Genomic DNA, 16,429 nt, shown 5'->3' with positions numbered 1-16,429 from the left:
AGGGCACTCAATGGGCTCGCCCGCATAGGCCCGTTTGGGCTTCTGCGGCTTGTCTGTCACCAGTCTTAGGTGGCTTTTTCCCAAAGGTCGCGCTCCCGGCGTTTCAGTTCTGTCAGGGTAAGCTCTTGGCCTTTCCTGTCAATGAAGCGATCCATCTTAAGACCAGCCCGGAACAGTTTTGCTTTAGTTTCACCGAGAACCTCGACCTGAAAAGCCCGAGGCTGTTTTCTCAGCCATGTATCATAGTCCTGATCCGCCGGAACCTGCCCGTTCATGCTCGCGCGGGTGGATGGCGGTAGTTCGTCAATGTCAAAGCCCAGATCGCGCCAAGACGCGAGAACCGGCGATGTGCTGGAGCGACAATTGAAATGTGCCGGCGGTCTTGGCCCATTGCCCGGATCGTAAACCTTGCCATCCCGCGCCCTGCAGACCGCCGAAGTGCGGCCGTCGAGCGTGCTGTTCCAGCGCACCCCCTTCACGAGGTCGGCGTTGCGCTCATATGTGTATTCACGCGCCGTGTTGGCGGTATGGTTAACCGCTGTCCTTACTACCGTTTCCGTCGCCCGGCGGTTGGTGTCCAGCACGCCGTCCTTGAAACCCTGCGCCTTGGTGCCGCGCAGATCGCGCACGATCTCATCTGTGGTGCGCCCCTCAACGAACCCGGCCCGGATGGTGTCACGGACCTTGCGGAACGAACTAGCGCTTAGCTCCGAATAGACCTCTTTCAGCAACTTACCTTGAAATGGCCGGCTGTTCACAGCAGCCAAGATCTGATCAGCAGCAGGCCCGACCATCTCGAACTTTACCGGCAGCACCCGTCGGAACATTTCGAGCTGATATTCCCCTTCGTAGACCGCGAGGCCGTTGAGGTCGATTTGTAGCGCCCCTGTGGCATCCTCAAACGCGCTATCGATTATCCTGCGCAGCTCCCGCAGGAGCGCTTCTTGCCGGGTCCGTGAAAGCCCAGACAGGTCGTCGCGCAGTAGACGCTCAATTAGCCGCGAGTCAGACCGCTTGAGCAGCGCCAGAACCTTGCGGGCCGTAGCGTTTCCGAAGCGCTGTAGATAGACCTGATGACGGATCAGTTCGTCCGCGAGGTCGTCATTCACCGCCATCGGTGAGCCCCGGCGGCGTTTCGTCGTCCAGATCGCCCAGATATGCGTCCGTATCGGTGTCCTCGGCGATGAAGCCGCGGCGCTTCATTTCCTCAACGAACACCCGGCGGGGCATGTTGCCGGTATTCACAGCGGTCAGCATCACCGTCAGTTCCTGCGCGGTCAGCATCGAGACGCCGAAGTCCTTGTTGACCTTAACCGTCACAGCGTTCTCGCTGCCCTGGTACATCGTAAACCAGCGCAGCGCCTGTTCGAGGCTGTCCTTGAGGTTGTCGGCCATCATTGCGAGCGGCGCTGTCTCCTTTGCCGCGTCAAGAGAGGCCCCCGTCGCCGTTTCCGTACCGGCCACCAAAAGTTGCAAGCCGAGTACCTGCATCTGAAATTCCAGATCTTTGAGGTCGTCACGCCCTGCCCCGATTGCTGCGCCAGAATGCTCGACCCATTCCAGCTTGGCGTTCGGGTCGCGCGCTGTCGTCGCCGCACTCGCGCTGAAGGTCAGCGGACTTTCATCGTCTCGACCAGATGCGAAGAGGATCGGCACCCGGGCGAAATGCAAGATGTTGCGCTGATCGCTGGCGCTCTGCCAATGCTCGACGTTCTTGTCTGCAAGATCCTCTAGAGGAGGCTCGGCGGCGAAGAAGCCTGTGCGGTTGGCGTAGAACGGCACAACGGTGATCTCGGTGGCCTGAGTGTCGAACTCTGCGTGTAGCTCCCAGTTTGCGCCCTTGTCGGCCTCGCGGTAGAGGCGGACGTTCACCCGGCCCTCTACCAACGTCAGCACGCGCACTTGCTTCATGGACGCTACGGAGAACTCGTCCTCCGGGTCATCAAGCTCCAGCGTTTCCATCATGCGCCATTGGCTCAGAAACGTGCGGCTGCCCTCGGTGGCAGTTTTCCAGCCCAGCACTTCCTCTACCTTCACATGCACGAGATAGGGCCGAAGGTTTGACGCTTGAGCCTGTGCCTTGGTCACGTCACCCTGGCGCGGCGGGGCATCAACCATGATGAAAGACAGTCCGCAGCCGCTCAAGCCTGCCTCAAACACGTCACGCGCAAAGGCCGAAAGGTCGCGGCCCTGCATGTCGATGTTCTGCTCTTCCTCTTTGAGCGTGTCGCTCTCGATCTCAACCGACTTGGTGAATACCCGGCCGGTCATATCGCGCACGGTCTTTTTGAAGCCGTTGAACAGGAACGACGACGCGAGGCGGGCCTCGTATGCCTCGTGGCTCTCTGCTGGAAACTTCGGCAGGTGCTTTTGACCCGCTCCACGCATGGCCTTGGTGCCACCCATCAGGATTCGGCCCAGAGCGGCGCTCTTGACCAGCGCCTCGGCTGCGGGGGTGCGTTGTGCGACGGATTGGGTCAAAGGCGAAGCTCCTGCCGGGTGAAGGTCGGTTTCACGACCGGCATTTTCTGGTGGACGAAATAGCCGCCCGCGTCTGGGTGGTGGTCGAGACCGGCGGATTTGTCCGGCTCGCCGTTCTTGTCATATGCCTGCTGTTCAAGCGCTTCGGCGTAGGCTTTGCAGCGGAGAGCGTTCACAAAGAGGCGGCCATTCTCGAAGGCCGTATTCACTGCGAGGATCCGGTCTTTCACCGCCGGGTTGGTGCTAGGCGCCCGGATCGCGTGACCCGCTTTCCGCAGAAGCTCAATATCCGACGTGCTGGCATTGACAGTCTTGCGGCTGCTACCGCTGGCGTCGGGGTAGATCGTGAGGTGGTGCCCCTCGTATCGGTCGCATAGAACCTCGATCAGATGCGGCGTGTCCTGCAGCCCCTGCAGCTCATCGACCGCGTGCCAATCTTCGCCGCGCTGGACGAAAACCACCGAGGCCATGTTGCCAACATTGAAGTCCTGCCCAATGTGCAGCGGCTCCCGCGGCTGGATGCTCTGTGTTGATCGATGCCGCAACCGGTCATAACTGCGATAGACGGTGCCGCTCGTGAGGTTGACGAACTCCCCCATGAGGTAGGCCTTAATCAGCTCCTCGGGGTAGTCCTCCAGCAGGGTTGAAATGTAGTCTGGCGGCAGGAACGCCTCGTTCTCGTAGGTGCTGGCCTGCACCATCGAATAGTTGCTCTTTGGCTCCCGCTTGAAGCTGTCATAGACGAACCGGAACCCCTCGGGGGTGGTGGTGACGCCGATGCCGTTGACCACGCCGGGGAGAACCAGGCGCATCCGGGCGATGATCTTACGCCAGGCGGCTTGCGCCTTGTCCTTGCTGAGAATGTCGATCTCATCGACCAGGGCGCGAGCGATCTTGAAGCCCACAATGCCGCCCGGATCATCCATCGATCGGCAAATGGTGGTGCCGTAGTAGCTGCGGCCCCGGTAGAACTCGACCTCCTTGTCGGCGCTCTTGACCTTGGTCGTGAACCCCAGCGAATGCGCGGCCTCGTCTACGGTTGGCCAGAAGGTGTCTCGAATGTCCCGATACGTCGGGGCGAAATATCCCTGAACCGTCTTGGGGTGCTGCCCTGCAAACAAGCCGAGGTCGAGGCACCCCACATAGGTCTTGCCAGACCCGAACCCGCCAACGTAGGCGCGAAACTTGGTGTTGAGGCCGCTTAGGAAAACACCCTGCGGCGCGCTAACCGTCAGATCGTGTGACACGCACGTCACCAACGGGCTCTTTGGAGTTGATGTTGATCGTAAGGCTGGGCGCATCATCGTCACCGGCCCCAGATCCGTTCAACATGCCCAGGTGTCGGGCTAGCTTCTCCAGTGCTGACAGCTTGTCGTGCATCTTGAGCTTCACGCCGCCCTTGGTAAGCGAAACCTCGGCGATCGCTGCCGCTGTGTCATCGTCCACTTCAGAGCTTCGGACCAGATCCACAGGGTAAACGCTGGCAGGCGTTCCTTCATCGCCGCCCTCATCACCCTCCAAAAGGTCGGCAGGGGTGCTGCCCCACGCCACAGCCTTGCGAATGTCCGCAAAGCCGATCCGAGCAAACTCCTGCAGCACCCGGTCTTGCGTGATTTCTGTCCGTTCTGAACGCTTCGAATTGGCCTCTTGGATCGCTTTGGCGATTTCAGGTTTTTTCAGGTTCTCATGCCCGACCGAATACGCGGTCTTAGCGCTGTAACCCGCCCTGATGGCCGCCTGAGTGGCGTTCAGGTCAATGAGGTATTCCGCAACGAAACGCTCCTGCTTTGCAGTGAGCGCCATGTGTGACTTCCCGTCTGTTGTGGATGTCGGGCATCCCGCCCGAAAGATTCGATATAGACAAATGAGCCGCGCCCTTTCCGGTATCCTGCCGGTGGGCGATGTTCACTTTTGTGCGCTTTTGGCCTTGCGAACAGCGTCATCCAGCTTTGCGATCCGCATCGGGCGCGGGTCATCTTGCCAGCCATTCGGCTCCTTGACTGCAAAACGCGCGAGGGCATCAAGGTACTTACGTTCCATGTCCGTGCTCCAGTTCAAGTTCCCGCCGCCCTGCATTCAGCAGGTTCATACCATGACCCCTCTACACCTTGCTGTTGACGCTCTAGCGCATGCAGGGCTTTGACCAGTGGCGGGTGATACTGGGGAGGAATGGTGTGAGGGTATTTTTTGAGCGCGGGCCGGGATCATCTGCGGCTATAAAGCCCGGTCTTTTGCCGCCGCGCTCAGGGCGGTGCTGTCCAAGCGCCCTTCCGGGTGGCATAACCCAACCGCACGGGTTGGTGTTTCATACGTCAGCACCGGCCAGAAAACGGATATCATTCGTGAAATGCGTAGCACTTTGGAAGCGATTTATTGCCATCCCGGCGCACCGCATCCCTATGCCGCTGCCCAGATCCGAAATCCGGGGATCCAGCTACACTCCCAACATACCACATCTAGAAGATGCATCAAGAGGTTGAGTTCTCACCAATTACGAAAGCTGACCATATCCATGCAGCCATGGCGCCGCACGACATCCCCAGGGCGAATTCGGATTGCAAGAACCAACACGCGTTCATGACGACAAACGGCGCCGCCCATGTTCTGTTCAACGCCGCGATCATTACGCCACACCCTTAACTCGATCAGGGTCCACATCGAGTGGTGTCACCCTTCCAAATATCTCAAGTTCGACCCGCAGCTTGGCGTAATCGTCGTGCGCGTGCTTGATAACCTTGGCAAATGTCGCGGAGAAACCTTCCCAAGGCGGGCAAAGAAGCTCAAGGGCCTGCCCGGGCTTGAACTGGCATTGGTATTCACTGTTGGCGCGAGCACGCTCAGCATCTGCATATTCGGCCTCCACGGCGCGGCGGAAGTCGTTCAGACCCGGAACTGGAGGCACTACCGCACCGGTGGACTTCTTCACATGCCCCGGGATTCCCTCGATGTCGAGGCGAGACAGCGCCACAGGTTTGCCGATAACGTGCTTGTGCTCCAGCACATCACGCCAGATGATCGCCGGAATGACGGCGAACATGAGCTTCGGCACATACGCTGCGTCATACCATACTGCAGAGCGCTTTTCCTTCACGTATCGGCTACCGAGTCGCACCGGCACCCACGGGTTGACGCCCATCGCCTTGAGGTCATCACGAACAGCGAACTCTTTCCCGCGCGTGGTATTGATGGCGTATGTGTTCGTCATTTTGCCTGTCTCCTGCCTTTGGCTATTTGCTGAGGTCTACGGGTTCCGGATTGAACAGGAACTCTCGCGTGCATCCGGTGAGAGCGCAGAGGGCGTCTATGTATTCATCCGGTGGTCTGGTGCCACGCGCGCGAAGGCTCGATACTGCGGCGCAGCTCTTGCCGATGCTTGCTGACCACTCAGTGAACGTGACCTGACCAACAACGAGGGCGACCTCGACGCGCTCCCAGAACTCTGGGGGCATGCGGTTTTTCAGCGGGCGTCCTCTCATAGCCATCAGAACGGAATCTCATCGTCATCGATGCTTTGACTGCCAGAGCCGTATCCACCGCCCCGGTTGCCGCCGCAGCTGTCCTGACCGCCGCCATATCCACCGTCATCGCGGGACTGACCATCGCCATTGCGACCGTCCAGCATGGTCAGCGTGGAGCCAAAGCCATGCAGCACGATCTCGGTTGAATAGCGGTCCTGACCGCTCTGGTCCTGCCACTTGCGGGTCTGCAGCTGGCCTTCGACATAGACCTTCGACCCTTTGCGCAGGTATTGCTCGGCCACGCGCACCAGACCTTCATTAAAGATCGCAACGGAGTGCCATTCGGTCTTTTCGCGGCGCTCGCCCGTGTTGCGGTCTTTCCAGGTCTCAGAGGTCGCGATGCGGAGGTTGCAGACCTTGCCTCCGTTCTGGAAGGTCCGAACTTCCGGATCGCGGCCAAGGTTACCGATCAGCATAACTTTGTTCAGCGATCCAGCCATCATTCGGCCTCCTTGGGTGTTAGTTCGGGATATGCCGCCTCCAGAGAAGCGCGGTTCCAGCGAAGGCCACGGGAATAGATGTACGAGCCAAGTGCTGCCTGGCTCATTTCAAGTTTGGCCGCCGCCTTGGGAAGGCTGCTGTCGATATGAGCGTGGATCGCGCGCATCTTCTCCAGCTCGTGGCGGCGAAGGATCTCGGGCCATGTCTCCGGGGCGCTCATGACGGGTCACCCATCATGCAATCGCCTCGCAGGGCGATATCTACAGCAGCCTCGCGATCTTTCCTCGACTGGCGCGGGAACATCTCGTCAACCATGGCCTGAATGCGGGCGCGTTCCTCGTTTGTTGGCGGACGGCGCTTCGGTTCCGGGTCTGGCGCGGGTTGAGACAGGGCGGCGATCATGTGGCGGCGAGGACTGGCCTTAGCCTCACACAGTCGCTCCAATTCGGCCCACGACGGGAACCACTTCCACGAATGCCGCAAAAGCGCGTGACGGACCACATCAGCGGGGTATTGCGCCAAGCGTGAGGAGTATGCGGTGAGCTGAAGTTCTGCCGCGATACCGTCAGTGCCGCGCCCCGCTGTGAGAACCGAAAGCTCGGCCAGCCAGCGCTCAATCTGCGGAATAGGCGCGGGCGTCTGAAACTTCTTCAGATCTTCAATCGCGGCCTCGCGCTGAGCCGTGGTCCCGTGGATGTGGCACCCAACTGCGACCTCGTAGCTGGGGAGATACTCGCCGTTGGCTCCGGTCGGGTATCGTCCCTCGTACCTAACCTCCAAATTGACGCCGTGCGACTGCGCCCGCGATACCGCCGCCTTGTCCATGTCCGCCGGTGTATGCTTGGCCAGCCATCCGGCGATTTCGGATGAATTTTGGGGCGACGTCGCGACAGCGGTTGCGCCACGTTTGCCGCCAACCGCGTCGAGACTTTCTTCCGCCAGCGTCTGTCCGGTCTGTCCAATAGGCATGAAAGTCATCTGCGATCTCCTCAATTTCGGCGTCGGTCAAGTTCAGTGAAAGGGCGTATGCTCGGTCTTCGTCACTGGGTGCCCAGTCCTCGGGCAGCCGTGCCTTGTCTGGCTTTTTCGGTTTTTCCCGCTGGGGAACTACAAGGGGTAATGACGGTTCAATGATGGTTACTGACGGTTTGGGTGCATCTGGTGCGGGGGTAGGGGTGCATTTCGTGCGGGGGGGTGGTGCATCTGGTGCGGGGTGCATTTCGTGCGGGGGTGCATCTGGTGCGGGGGGTGGCGTAGGTGTTGGGCGGACGAAATAGAGGTTGGACCCATTCCGCCCGGCCCCCGGTATGATCTCCACATAGCCCTGCGCCTGGAGTTTCCTGATGTTCGTCTGCACCGCTCGCTCCCCGAGCCCTGTGCGCTGGCACAAGCGGGTGATTGATGGATAGCAGCGGCCCTCGTCGTCAGCATGATCAGCGAGTGCGAGCATAATGAGACGCTCTGTGGCTCCCAGTGTTTCGCTCTCGAAAACGGCTGACATGATGCGGATGCTCATGGCTGGCCTCCAATCTCGATATAAACCGCCCCGCCCTTCTCGACGGGGCCAAACTCTGTCGGGAACACGCAGCGAAATCCCACGTCATCAACCTTCATCGCATCAGCAATCCCATCGATCGCGGCTTTCATGGTGGCTGGCAGATTGTGGGTGTCGCGGCGGCGGCGATCAGGCGGGCAGAAACGAAACGTGAGCACCGCAGCTGGGTCTCTCGGCCACTTGGCTTCCAAGGCGAGCGCCCATGCCTCCTTGCGCTGTGTGCGCTTGGCTGCGGCCTTGACCATGTGGCTGGCCTTCTCATTGTCCCAGAGGGCGGGGCGAGGCCAAGAGAGGCGAATGGTGGTGGGTTTCATGCGGCCCTCCCATAGAACTCACACGGCCCAGAGCCTCCTTGGTCGAAAAGGTGCCAGGCGCAGTTGTCCTTACCGGTGTGTGGGCTGTCCTTGATCCACTTCACTCGCCCTACGGAGACCACCTTGCGCAGCATTGGCATGAATGGCGCGGCCTGCCGTGTGTGAACCCAATCCGCATCGAACAGGAGCCATGTCGGGCGCATAGCTGAGAAATGCTCAATCATCGGATGCAGGATTTTCCGATCCCACGGCGGGTTGGTGATGATGTAATCGCAATCCTTAAATTCATCCACAAGGGTAAGCGCGTCTACGCAAGGGGCCTTAAACTGAGGCTCTATGTCGCTGTACCAAAGGCACTCAGCCACACCGCTCAGCGCGCCTATTAGCGCCCCGTCACCAGCACAGGGCTCGGCAAAATACCTGCAATCAGCAATATGCGGGATACGCGGCGCAACGGCCTCTGGTGGAGTCGGATAGAAGTCGCGCGGGATGCGGTCGAAGTTGCTTCTCTTGCCCATGATCAGTCCTTCCCCGCAGCTCTGCGCATCCGGCGGATGCAGCGGTTCATGATCCGTGTGCGCTCAGCGATAGTATCCGCGAGGATCAGCCTCTTGCGTTCGATGCGTGGCTCAAGGGTGGCGAGGCGCGAGAGTTCCGCGTCGTCCGCATAGCGCAGCCACGGGGCGTCAATACCGAAGGGTGCTTCGATCCTCGGGCCGCCGTTGTGGCCGATGTGCGCGGCGATTGCGGCAATCTTGCGCGCCTCGGCTTCCTGCTGCGCTTGTACCTTGGCGTAAATGGCCGTGAGAGGGTCATCCAGCATTGATCAATCCTCCGTCTTGTACAGTGGGTTGCGCTGTACAGGCTTCGAAGAGATCGCCCGTCCAATCGCCATGGAAAGACCAGATCGGATGTTCTGCGTGGCGTTTGATTTGGTGGCCTTACAGGGGCACTCAGCGAGAGCGACACGCAAGCTCTGCGCTCGGTCCTTCGGCATGCGGATGACCAGATCTTCGCCTTCGAGTTTCACGCTGCCGCCGCGTACCGGATCAGCCATGTCTCAGGCCTTTCTGATGGGGGTGACGCCGCCCGATGAAGCGCGAATGGCAGCTTCCGCATTCTCCCGAATTTCCCGGTGTGCTGCCTCTGCCTCGCCAGCCTCCATCGCGATCTCGCCAAGATCACCGCCTTCGATTGCTGCGGAGACTGCCTCGCCAGACTCCTTGGCCGCACGAGCTGCAAGAACCGGCATTGGAATACTCGGAGGAACGTTCCCCTCCTGCACATCGCCGAAAGCTGCGATGGGGCGCTTGTCACCTGTGATTTGGATAAGCGCGAACAGGTCATAAACATCGAAGGCGCGAGATCCGTTCATCTTGCGAGAAAACCCACCAAAATCGACCTCAGAGTCCTCCAAGGCATGACCTGCCCAGAACTCAGCGATTTCGCGAGCGGCGCAATTCTGCTTGCCTGGGAAGTGCCTGACCACGAGGCCGCGGATCAGCGTGTGGAGGTAAGTTCGCTGGTTTGCCATGCTGGGCAACCTCATTGCTTTGGTATTTCAGTCCTCCGCGCCCAACTTGAATGTATGGGTGCGGTATTTGGCATAGAGAGCGGGTTAGGCGGCCGAAGGTGCGTCGTGCTTTGGGGGATTTTCATGCATGAACTCACGCAGGCGCTCCGCAACCCCGAGCGTGCAACTCTTCCCATCCTTCAAGCGGTGATAGAGCCGACTATTACCGACCGCGCGACTCGTTACTGTCGCTGGCGCAATCCCCTTGAGAGATGCAAACGCCTCAATCTCCGATATGAGTTGTTGATTTGTCATGACTCCTTATAGGGACAATACTCCCCATCTTGCAAGGGACAATCATCTCCTATTCACGGAATTGGCTAGGGACTATTGTCTCTCCATGCCAATTTCTTTCAAAGAAGCCCTAGACCGCGCACAGGATGCCACCGGCCTCTCCATGAGGAAGCTGGCTGATAAGGCAGGTGTTTCTTACGAGCAGCTCAAAAAAGTTCGGCAAGGGAAAAGCCAAACGACCAACGCCGAGGACGCCCTAAAAATCGCTACAGCGGTAGGCGTCTCTTTCGAGCAGTTTATGTCCGGAGAGTTTGATGCATCGCCCACCATTTCGATCGCGGGGAAAGTAGGTGCTGGCGCCCAGGTACCGGTGTTCGACGCCTACGAGAAAGGCGATGGCCCACAGGTCGAATGTCCACCGGGCATTGGGCCGCACGGCGTTGTAGCAGTCGAGGTCGAGGGTGACAGCATGGAGCCGGTATATTCCGCCGGGGATCTACTGTTCTACTCTCGCAATGGGCATGACAGCGTTCCTGACGACGTGATCGGCTACAAGTGCGTTTGCGAGGATGCGGACGGCATGGGCTGGGTGAAGCAAGTCAAAGCGGGTGATGAGCCGGGGCTGTTCCACCTGATCTCGCTCAACCCCACCGGTGCAAACATGTGGAACGTGCGCCTAAAGTGGGCCGCCCGCGTGCGACTGCACTGGCCTGCGGAGTTTGCGAGGAAGAAATAGACCTTTAAGAGAAGAGATTAAGTTTGCCCATCCAGTATTCGCTCGCGGATCGAATTTTTCAAACCTCAAAAGACTTATTGCCTCCATTTGAGTGGAAACCAACGACCAATGGAAGCGGCCATGAGCACCGTCGAGGCATAGAATGTCGGGTCAGGATCGGTGGGTCCATGCCGAGAGGCGTGTTCTTTCGAATTGCATTGTTTCCTCGCTTTCGACTGCGTGCGACATTCCAACTCGAGTGCGAAAGAGATTCTGGCCGCGCTCACATACCCCTGTATCGGCTAGATGTTGATCCAGCATCAGCCCATCAAAATAAGCTCTTCGGGCCTCCAGAGGTTCATGGAATATTTTTGCCTCAAGGTAAGAACCATGAGCACATATTCTATGACAGCCTGCGAGAGGATGGCGGGCTAAGGTTGCACGGCGCAGTGCAAGCAAGACCGGTGGAGGCGGACTTTACAGAATTTTCTGAGGCGCTTGCTTATGTCTGTGATACACTCAAAATCAATAACCGAGGCGATCTTCCTCCTCCTGGCGATCAAGGCGTTCTGCTGTGAATGTGATCAAAGCTGACGAAATCCTAACTGCCCGCACAATCGAGGCAATCAACCGCTTGAGCAGCGTAACTCAGGAGGCTGACAAGGTACTCGCACACGTTCCGGTAGCTTACCCCAGCGGAGCGCTCGCTTGCGTCGAGCTGCAAAGGCACGCTGAACACTGCTGGGTTTCAGATATGGGCCGTGGTCTAGTTGAAGCTGAATTTATGAACGCAGATAGCTACTTCCCAAGTATCGCTAGGACATTGGCGAAGGACAATGGCGTTGACTATGATGGGCATGCGATATTCGCCATAAAAGTGCCACTAGCTCATCTCGAGGCTGCTATTGTTACCGTGGCAAACACATCGTCCCAAGCCGCGGCAGAAGCCGTTCGCAGATCAATTGAATCCAAGGCCGCTGACACACACGCCGAAGTTTTCGAGCGGATTGTCAAAGTGTTTGGAGCTCATAACGTTGCACGAAAAGCAGAGGTGTCAGGTCGCCACTCAAGTTGGGAGGCACACAACGTTGTCTCTCTCCCATCGCGCAGGCTAGCGATTTTCGAACACATCACCGCGCACCCGCACTCTATCTCTAGCAAATTCCTCATGTTCTCTGACATCCGCCGCGCTGAACAAGGACATTCGCTCAACGCAGTAATCAATTCGATTAGTTCACTAAGCGACCGTGGGCAGATCATCAGTGACGTTGCCAATGTTGTTGAAATTGGTGAGACCGATGATGCTTTTAGGGAGCTAGCTCGAGTAGCGTAGCGCTGAGGCTGCCTGTGCTTCTGCCGATTGTAGAACCCCGCTCCGGCGGGGTTTTTCTTTGCGCGCACGGTGCTTTGAGTTCTGCGCCGGGAACGGAAGCGCCCGTGTGGAAAGGCTATCCGAACCCAGCGCAGCGCTTAGCGGCAAACCCTTTGTAGCATGGAGAGGTGCAGGTCGGAAGTTGAATGGGGATTATTTTCCCCCTTTTTCCTTGACGGGGATATTTGTCCCCTATAAAACACTCCCGACAGCCCCACCGAAGACGCGCCGCTGGCGCAGATCGCGGGGAAACAAAGGGAGCCACGACATGCGCGATACAGCCTTTCAAACGATCTACCTCGGAGACGACATCGAGTGCGCGGCACAGGTTGCGTTTTTCGTTGAGCGTGAGGGTGCTGACACTGCGTGCGGCTTCTCTGGTGGTCACGATGTCACTGCCGATGTCCTCAGCGTTCAGATGGAAGACCCCGAGACTTGGGAGCTTGAATTGCTCTCTCGTGAAGAGGTGATCCGCCGCTTTGGGAAGTCTGACCTTCTCCGCGCCGAACGTGAGCTGGAAGACACGATGTCTGAGGCTCTGAACCGCGGCGACGCAATCATCAGTGACGAAGACGCAATCTTCGAGCCGCGCGACTTCGAGTTCGCTTGGCCCATCGCAGCAGAGTGAGGTCGAAGACATGAGCTACCACGACAATCACACACGCATGCGCGCCAACTCCGTCACAGACGTGGCTTATGAGCGCGGCGTACAGGTCAACCGGCTGACAATGGCGCTGGAAGACATCGCCCGGACCTCCAGCTGTCGCAGAAGCGCGGAGAGAGCCCGCTTGGTTCTGGCACAGGTAGGAGATCCCTACCCTCTCGACCGGGAGGGCGCGGCATGAGCCACCTTTCCAACGTCACCCCCATTCGCACCCCGGCGGCAAAGTCCACCACTCACGCGACGCACACGCGCCGCCGGGGCAGTCACGATTGGAGCGCGGGGCCGTGGAAGCACCCAGCCCCCACCAATGGCGGCCCTGATCGCAAGAACTGGACGCTCACGCTGACGTTCTGGGCGCTGATGATCTTCGTCGCAATCCTGACCGCAGTGTCAGTCGGCGCCAGCCTTTCTAATCCCCTCTGAACCTCCCTGTCGGGCGCATCACTGCGCGTCCGCAACTTCCCCGGCGGTGAGGGTTTCCTCCTCCCTATCCCGAAACCGCCGGGGCCTTCTATTCCAAGGAGACACGACATGAACGAAGTGACGCAGATCCGCCATCAAGATGACCAGCTTCCGGCTGACCCGATGGTATCCATGATCGAGCGGGTTGCTACGGACCCGAATGCAGACATCGACAAGCTGGAAAGAATGCTTGAGATGAAAGAGCGCCACGACGCGCAGAACGCGAAGGCCGCGTTTTCCTCTGCCTTTGCCCGCGCCTCTGCCGAGTTCCCAACGATCCCGCTGAACGGCAAGGGCCACAACAACAAACCATACGCCACCCTTGAGGATATCACCAAGCTCACGCGCCCGGTTCTGTCCAAGCACGGCCTTGCGCTGACCTTCTCTGTCGACGTTGGGGATCAGGTCGTCGTGACTGCTAAACTGATGCATGAGCAAGGCCACTCCGAAAGCACCAGCATGGCGCTGCCCCGTGATACCAGCGGCAGCAAGAACGCGGTGCAGGCGGTCGGCTCAACTCAGAAATACGGGCAGCGGTACACCGCGCAAGCGATCCTTGGCCTGTCGCTCGGCATGGATGATGAGGACGATGGAGCAGGCGCGACTGGTCGCGAAACGATCACGCCAACCCAGATCGAGGAATTGCGCAGGCTGATCGAAAAGGCTGGCGTGACGCCGGAAACTGTCTGCACGGCTGCAAAGGTCGCGGATCTGTCCAGCATAGCAGTCGCCGACTTCCAGCCGCTCACCAAGAAGCTCAACGCCACGATCAAAGCGAAGGAGGCGAAGTAATGGAACAAGGGACTCCAGAATGGCATGAGGCCAGACTTGGCCGCGTCACCGCCAGCCGCATTGCTGACGTGATGATGAATCCGACGACAGCCGGATTCCAGAACTACCGATCCCAGCTTGTGTGTGAGCGCCTGACCGGAACTCCGACAGAGACGTTCACCAGCGCGGCCATGCAGCACGGCACAGAAACGGAGCCGCAGGCGAGGGCCATGTACACGCTGGCGACCGGGCTTTCTGTAAATGAGGTCGGCTTTGTGCCGCATCCACTGATCGAAATGGCCGGCGCATCTCCTGACGGGCTGGTAGGGGAGCTTGGGCTTGTGGAGATCAAATGCCCGCAGCCGACAGAGCATATCCGTGTCTTGACCGGAGGCGACATCAAAAAGGGATATGTGCTGCAAATGCTCTGGCAGATGGAATGCACCGGGCGTGAATGGTGCGATTTCGTCAGCTTCAACCCGGATCTTCCGGACGACCTGCAACTATACATCCAGCGTGTCGAGTATGACTCAGAAAAGGCGAGAGAAATCACCGACGCCGTGCGTTCATTCCTGACCAGCGTCGACGATACCTTCGCCAAGCTGCGCACCCTCCAGGAAGCCGCGTGATGTACTACCGCGCCAGGTGGGAAAACGGGTGCCTGCGCCTCCTGTCCAATCAGGGGCCGGAACTAACCGATGGCGAGCTTGTCACGGTCAGCATCGACCGGGACCGCAGCGGAAAGAGCCACCGGCACCAGTTCGCATGGATCAAGGACGCCTGGGCCAGCCTGCCGGAAGCCGTGATGCACATGCCGTGGGCTGAGACGCCAGAGGCGCTCCGGAAACACGCTTTGATCGCAACCGGGTTTTCACAGGTCTACACGCTGGACTGCGGGGCGAACGCCACAGCACGCCGCGTGAAGGAGGCCCTGCTGGCTGCGGAGGTCAAGGCGCACGGATACGCGCTAGGCCAAGTGCAGGGACCTGTGGTGCGCGTCTGGACGCCTGAGAGCCAATCGGTGCGCGCCATGGGCGGGGATCGCTTCAAGGAGAGCAAGAATGCGATTTTGGATTGGGTTTCAGCGCAGATCGGCGTGGCCCCAGAAGACCTAGGGAAACAAGCAGCATGACCGACCTCATGGGACGTGGCCCGCTAGGCCTGAAAGGAGCAAAGCCTCCGACGCCGACCCGCAAGTCGATGAAGGCGAGCGGCCCGAAGATGACCAAGCTGCGCACCGCCGCGAAAGGTCAGCCCTGCACACTCCGCCTGCCCTGCTGCAACAACAACCCTGAGACCACTAGCCTTTGCCACATCCGCGCATTTGGCTGGGCCGGAACATCTGAGAAGCCAATGGATTTCCTCGCGGTCTTCGCCTGCTCTGACTGCCACGATGCCTTGGACCGGCGCAGAAACGGCGAGCTTTGGGGATGGGATGATGTGACCCGCGCCCTTGGGGAAACCCTTATCGCACAACACCGCATGGGCAACCTGATCGTTGCTTGAGCCTCTGAACGGAGAACAGACATGAAAGATCAAATCGAAGCACCGACAACCGACATTGCGATCCTTGCCGGGCAAGCATTGCAGGAAGCGACAGCACCCGAGCGCGTGAAAGAAATCATCGACAAGAAGATCGGGGAAACAGTCAAAGGCGCAATTGAAAGCGCAATGCGCAGCTATTCGGATTTTGGACGGACTCTCGAAAAGAAAATCGAGGAGGCTTTGTCAATCTCCAACCTGGATCTGCCGAGCTACAACAACATGGTCTGCGCGATGGTTCAAAACCAAGTCGAGGCGGTTGCATCTGAACTAATTCAGGGACGTCTGCAGGCTGACATCAACGAAATGCTCGGGGTCGCTCCTCAATCCATAAAGCTCTCTGAGATCGTCAATCAGATGCGCCAGAGCCACGAGGAAGATGGCGGATATGGGGAGGTCGTCACCTGCATCGTAGAGGAGATCCACGTTGACGATAGCGACTTCTGGGGGCCTCGCTGGAAGGTCTATCTCGATGATACAACCCACTACTCTCATAGCGACAAGGGAAGCTGTGAAGTGGTGCTGGAGGTCTGGCACGGGATCAAACAAGACCGCGACCAGTCGAACCATGAGATCACCACCGGAACGATTTCACAGATCCAAGAATACAGCGGAGTGATCACGAGCAAGGGCGGCAAAGCGGGCTTCTCGATGCGCCGACCCTACGGGCTCACTCAAAAGCTACTGGCCATGTACGCGGCTGAAACTGTGATCGAGGTGGACGAGGATGAAGTCGTCACTTCGGTTGGTGATTACTGATCTCTTCACCTGCCCTCGCTGAGATGCC

At 58.9% G+C, this 16,429-nt stretch carries 26 protein-coding genes and 1 pseudogene; 11 read left to right on the top strand and 16 right to left on the bottom strand.

Annotated elements, in window-relative coordinates; genetic code table 11:
* Positions 1-65: 65 nt before the first annotated feature.
* The 16 genes and pseudogenes from TM1040_RS08320 to TM1040_RS08255 all read right to left on the bottom strand — a co-directional run bounded on the left by TM1040_RS08320 (position 66) and on the right by TM1040_RS08255 (position 9,843).
* Positions 66-1,115: a minor capsid protein gene (locus tag TM1040_RS08320; RefSeq protein WP_011538148.1), complete on the bottom strand. Its 1,050-nt coding sequence runs from the start codon at positions 1,113-1,115 to the stop codon at positions 66-68.
* Entirely contained in the window at positions 1,102-2,481 is a 1,380-nt protein-coding gene (locus tag TM1040_RS08315; protein WP_011538147.1) for a DUF4055 domain-containing protein, read from the bottom strand. The genes TM1040_RS08320 and TM1040_RS08315 overlap by 14 nt, the downstream gene beginning before the upstream one ends.
* Positions 2,478-3,737, bottom strand: coding sequence for a terminase large subunit domain-containing protein (locus TM1040_RS08310; protein ID WP_254658861.1), 1,260 nt, complete (start codon positions 3,735-3,737; stop codon positions 2,478-2,480). Before TM1040_RS08310 ends, TM1040_RS08315 begins: the two co-directional genes overlap by 4 nt.
* Complete coding sequence (locus TM1040_RS19730; protein ID WP_011538145.1) at positions 3,706-4,284, bottom strand: terminase small subunit; 579 nt, start codon at positions 4,282-4,284, stop codon at positions 3,706-3,708. The genes TM1040_RS08310 and TM1040_RS19730 overlap by 32 nt, the downstream gene beginning before the upstream one ends.
* A gap of 102 nt (positions 4,285-4,386) precedes the next feature.
* A complete protein-coding gene (locus TM1040_RS20550; RefSeq protein ID WP_256378214.1) occupies positions 4,387-4,521 on the bottom strand; it encodes a hypothetical protein in 135 nt (44 codons plus the stop codon).
* Positions 4,522-5,104: 583 nt separating this feature from the next.
* Complete coding sequence (locus TM1040_RS08300; protein ID WP_011538143.1) at positions 5,105-5,686, bottom strand: hypothetical protein; 582 nt, start codon at positions 5,684-5,686, stop codon at positions 5,105-5,107.
* Between the two features lie 22 nt (positions 5,687-5,708).
* Positions 5,709-5,963 carry a hypothetical protein gene (locus TM1040_RS08295; RefSeq protein WP_011538142.1) on the bottom strand — a complete coding sequence of 85 codons (255 nt, stop codon included), beginning with the start codon at positions 5,961-5,963 and terminating at the stop codon, positions 5,709-5,711.
* Complete coding sequence (gene ssb / locus TM1040_RS08290) at positions 5,963-6,439, bottom strand: single-stranded DNA-binding protein (protein ID WP_044026694.1); 477 nt, start codon at positions 6,437-6,439, stop codon at positions 5,963-5,965. Before ssb ends, TM1040_RS08295 begins: the two co-directional genes overlap by 1 nt.
* Entirely contained in the window at positions 6,439-6,660 is a 222-nt protein-coding gene (locus tag TM1040_RS08285; RefSeq protein WP_044026693.1) for a hypothetical protein, read from the bottom strand. Before TM1040_RS08285 ends, ssb begins: the two co-directional genes overlap by 1 nt.
* On the bottom strand, positions 6,657-7,418 hold the full coding sequence (locus TM1040_RS08280) for a hypothetical protein (protein ID WP_044026692.1): 762 nt from the start codon (positions 7,416-7,418) through the stop codon (positions 6,657-6,659). The genes TM1040_RS08285 and TM1040_RS08280 overlap by 4 nt, the downstream gene beginning before the upstream one ends.
* 349 nt (positions 7,419-7,767) lie before the next feature.
* Positions 7,768-7,941 (bottom strand): annotated as a pseudogene (locus tag TM1040_RS20615) (helix-turn-helix domain-containing protein); the annotation flags it as partial.
* Positions 7,942-7,952: 11 nt separating this feature from the next.
* Positions 7,953-8,309 carry a hypothetical protein gene (locus TM1040_RS08275; RefSeq protein WP_011538138.1) on the bottom strand — a complete coding sequence of 119 codons (357 nt, stop codon included), beginning with the start codon at positions 8,307-8,309 and terminating at the stop codon, positions 7,953-7,955.
* Complete coding sequence (locus TM1040_RS08270) at positions 8,306-8,827, bottom strand: hypothetical protein (protein WP_011538137.1); 522 nt, start codon at positions 8,825-8,827, stop codon at positions 8,306-8,308. Before TM1040_RS08270 ends, TM1040_RS08275 begins: the two co-directional genes overlap by 4 nt.
* A 2-nt stretch (positions 8,828-8,829) precedes the next feature.
* On the bottom strand, positions 8,830-9,132 hold the full coding sequence (locus tag TM1040_RS08265) for a hypothetical protein (protein ID WP_011538136.1): 303 nt from the start codon (positions 9,130-9,132) through the stop codon (positions 8,830-8,832).
* A gap of 3 nt (positions 9,133-9,135) precedes the next feature.
* Positions 9,136-9,366, bottom strand: a complete 231-nt coding sequence (locus TM1040_RS08260; protein WP_044026691.1) for a hypothetical protein — start codon at positions 9,364-9,366, stop codon at positions 9,136-9,138.
* 3 nt (positions 9,367-9,369) lie between these two features.
* The gene (locus TM1040_RS08255; RefSeq protein ID WP_044026690.1) at positions 9,370-9,843 is read right to left on the bottom strand and encodes a hypothetical protein; all 474 of its coding nucleotides are present in this window, start codon (positions 9,841-9,843) and stop codon (positions 9,370-9,372) included.
* A 379-nt stretch (positions 9,844-10,222) separates the two neighbouring features.
* Here TM1040_RS08255 and TM1040_RS08245 point away from each other — a divergent pair, with 379 nt between their 5' ends.
* The 11 genes from TM1040_RS08245 (at position 10,223) to TM1040_RS08200 (ending at position 16,401) form a co-directional block, all read left to right on the top strand.
* Complete coding sequence (locus tag TM1040_RS08245) at positions 10,223-10,852, top strand: XRE family transcriptional regulator (protein WP_044027040.1); 630 nt, start codon at positions 10,223-10,225, stop codon at positions 10,850-10,852.
* Positions 10,853-10,875: 23 nt separating this feature from the next.
* Entirely contained in the window at positions 10,876-11,409 is a 534-nt protein-coding gene (locus TM1040_RS20610; protein ID WP_011538133.1) for a DUF2794 domain-containing protein, read from the top strand.
* On the top strand, positions 11,406-12,164 hold the full coding sequence (locus TM1040_RS08240; RefSeq protein ID WP_011538132.1) for a hypothetical protein: 759 nt from the start codon (positions 11,406-11,408) through the stop codon (positions 12,162-12,164). Before TM1040_RS20610 ends, TM1040_RS08240 begins: the two co-directional genes overlap by 4 nt.
* Before the next feature lie 307 nt (positions 12,165-12,471).
* Positions 12,472-12,831, top strand: coding sequence for a hypothetical protein (locus tag TM1040_RS08235; RefSeq protein WP_011538131.1), 360 nt, complete (start codon positions 12,472-12,474; stop codon positions 12,829-12,831).
* 10 nt (positions 12,832-12,841) lie between these two features.
* On the top strand, positions 12,842-13,048 hold the full coding sequence (locus TM1040_RS08230) for a hypothetical protein (RefSeq protein WP_166485534.1): 207 nt from the start codon (positions 12,842-12,844) through the stop codon (positions 13,046-13,048).
* Positions 13,045-13,290, top strand: a complete 246-nt coding sequence (locus TM1040_RS08225; RefSeq protein WP_011538130.1) for a hypothetical protein — start codon at positions 13,045-13,047, stop codon at positions 13,288-13,290. The genes TM1040_RS08230 and TM1040_RS08225 overlap by 4 nt, the downstream gene beginning before the upstream one ends.
* A 108-nt stretch (positions 13,291-13,398) precedes the next feature.
* Entirely contained in the window at positions 13,399-14,121 is a 723-nt protein-coding gene (locus tag TM1040_RS08220) for an ERF family protein (protein WP_011538129.1), read from the top strand.
* Positions 14,121-14,729: a lambda exonuclease family protein gene (locus tag TM1040_RS08215; protein ID WP_011538128.1), complete on the top strand. Its 609-nt coding sequence runs from the start codon at positions 14,121-14,123 to the stop codon at positions 14,727-14,729. Before TM1040_RS08220 ends, TM1040_RS08215 begins: the two co-directional genes overlap by 1 nt.
* Positions 14,729-15,232: a hypothetical protein gene (locus TM1040_RS08210; RefSeq protein WP_011538127.1), complete on the top strand. Its 504-nt coding sequence runs from the start codon at positions 14,729-14,731 to the stop codon at positions 15,230-15,232. The genes TM1040_RS08215 and TM1040_RS08210 overlap by 1 nt, the downstream gene beginning before the upstream one ends.
* Positions 15,229-15,606, top strand: a complete 378-nt coding sequence (locus TM1040_RS08205; RefSeq protein ID WP_254658860.1) for a DUF1364 domain-containing protein — start codon at positions 15,229-15,231, stop codon at positions 15,604-15,606. Before TM1040_RS08210 ends, TM1040_RS08205 begins: the two co-directional genes overlap by 4 nt.
* 21 nt (positions 15,607-15,627) lie before the next feature.
* A complete protein-coding gene (locus TM1040_RS08200; RefSeq protein WP_011538125.1) occupies positions 15,628-16,401 on the top strand; it encodes a hypothetical protein in 774 nt (257 codons plus the stop codon).
* Positions 16,402-16,429 lie beyond the last annotated feature (28 nt).

It is taken from the genome of Ruegeria sp. TM1040 (genome assembly GCF_000014065.1).
Lineage (GTDB): Bacteria > Pseudomonadota > Alphaproteobacteria > Rhodobacterales > Rhodobacteraceae > Epibacterium.
The sequence above is the reverse complement of the archived record's forward strand: the minus strand, read 5'-3'. Positions and strand labels throughout refer to the sequence as shown.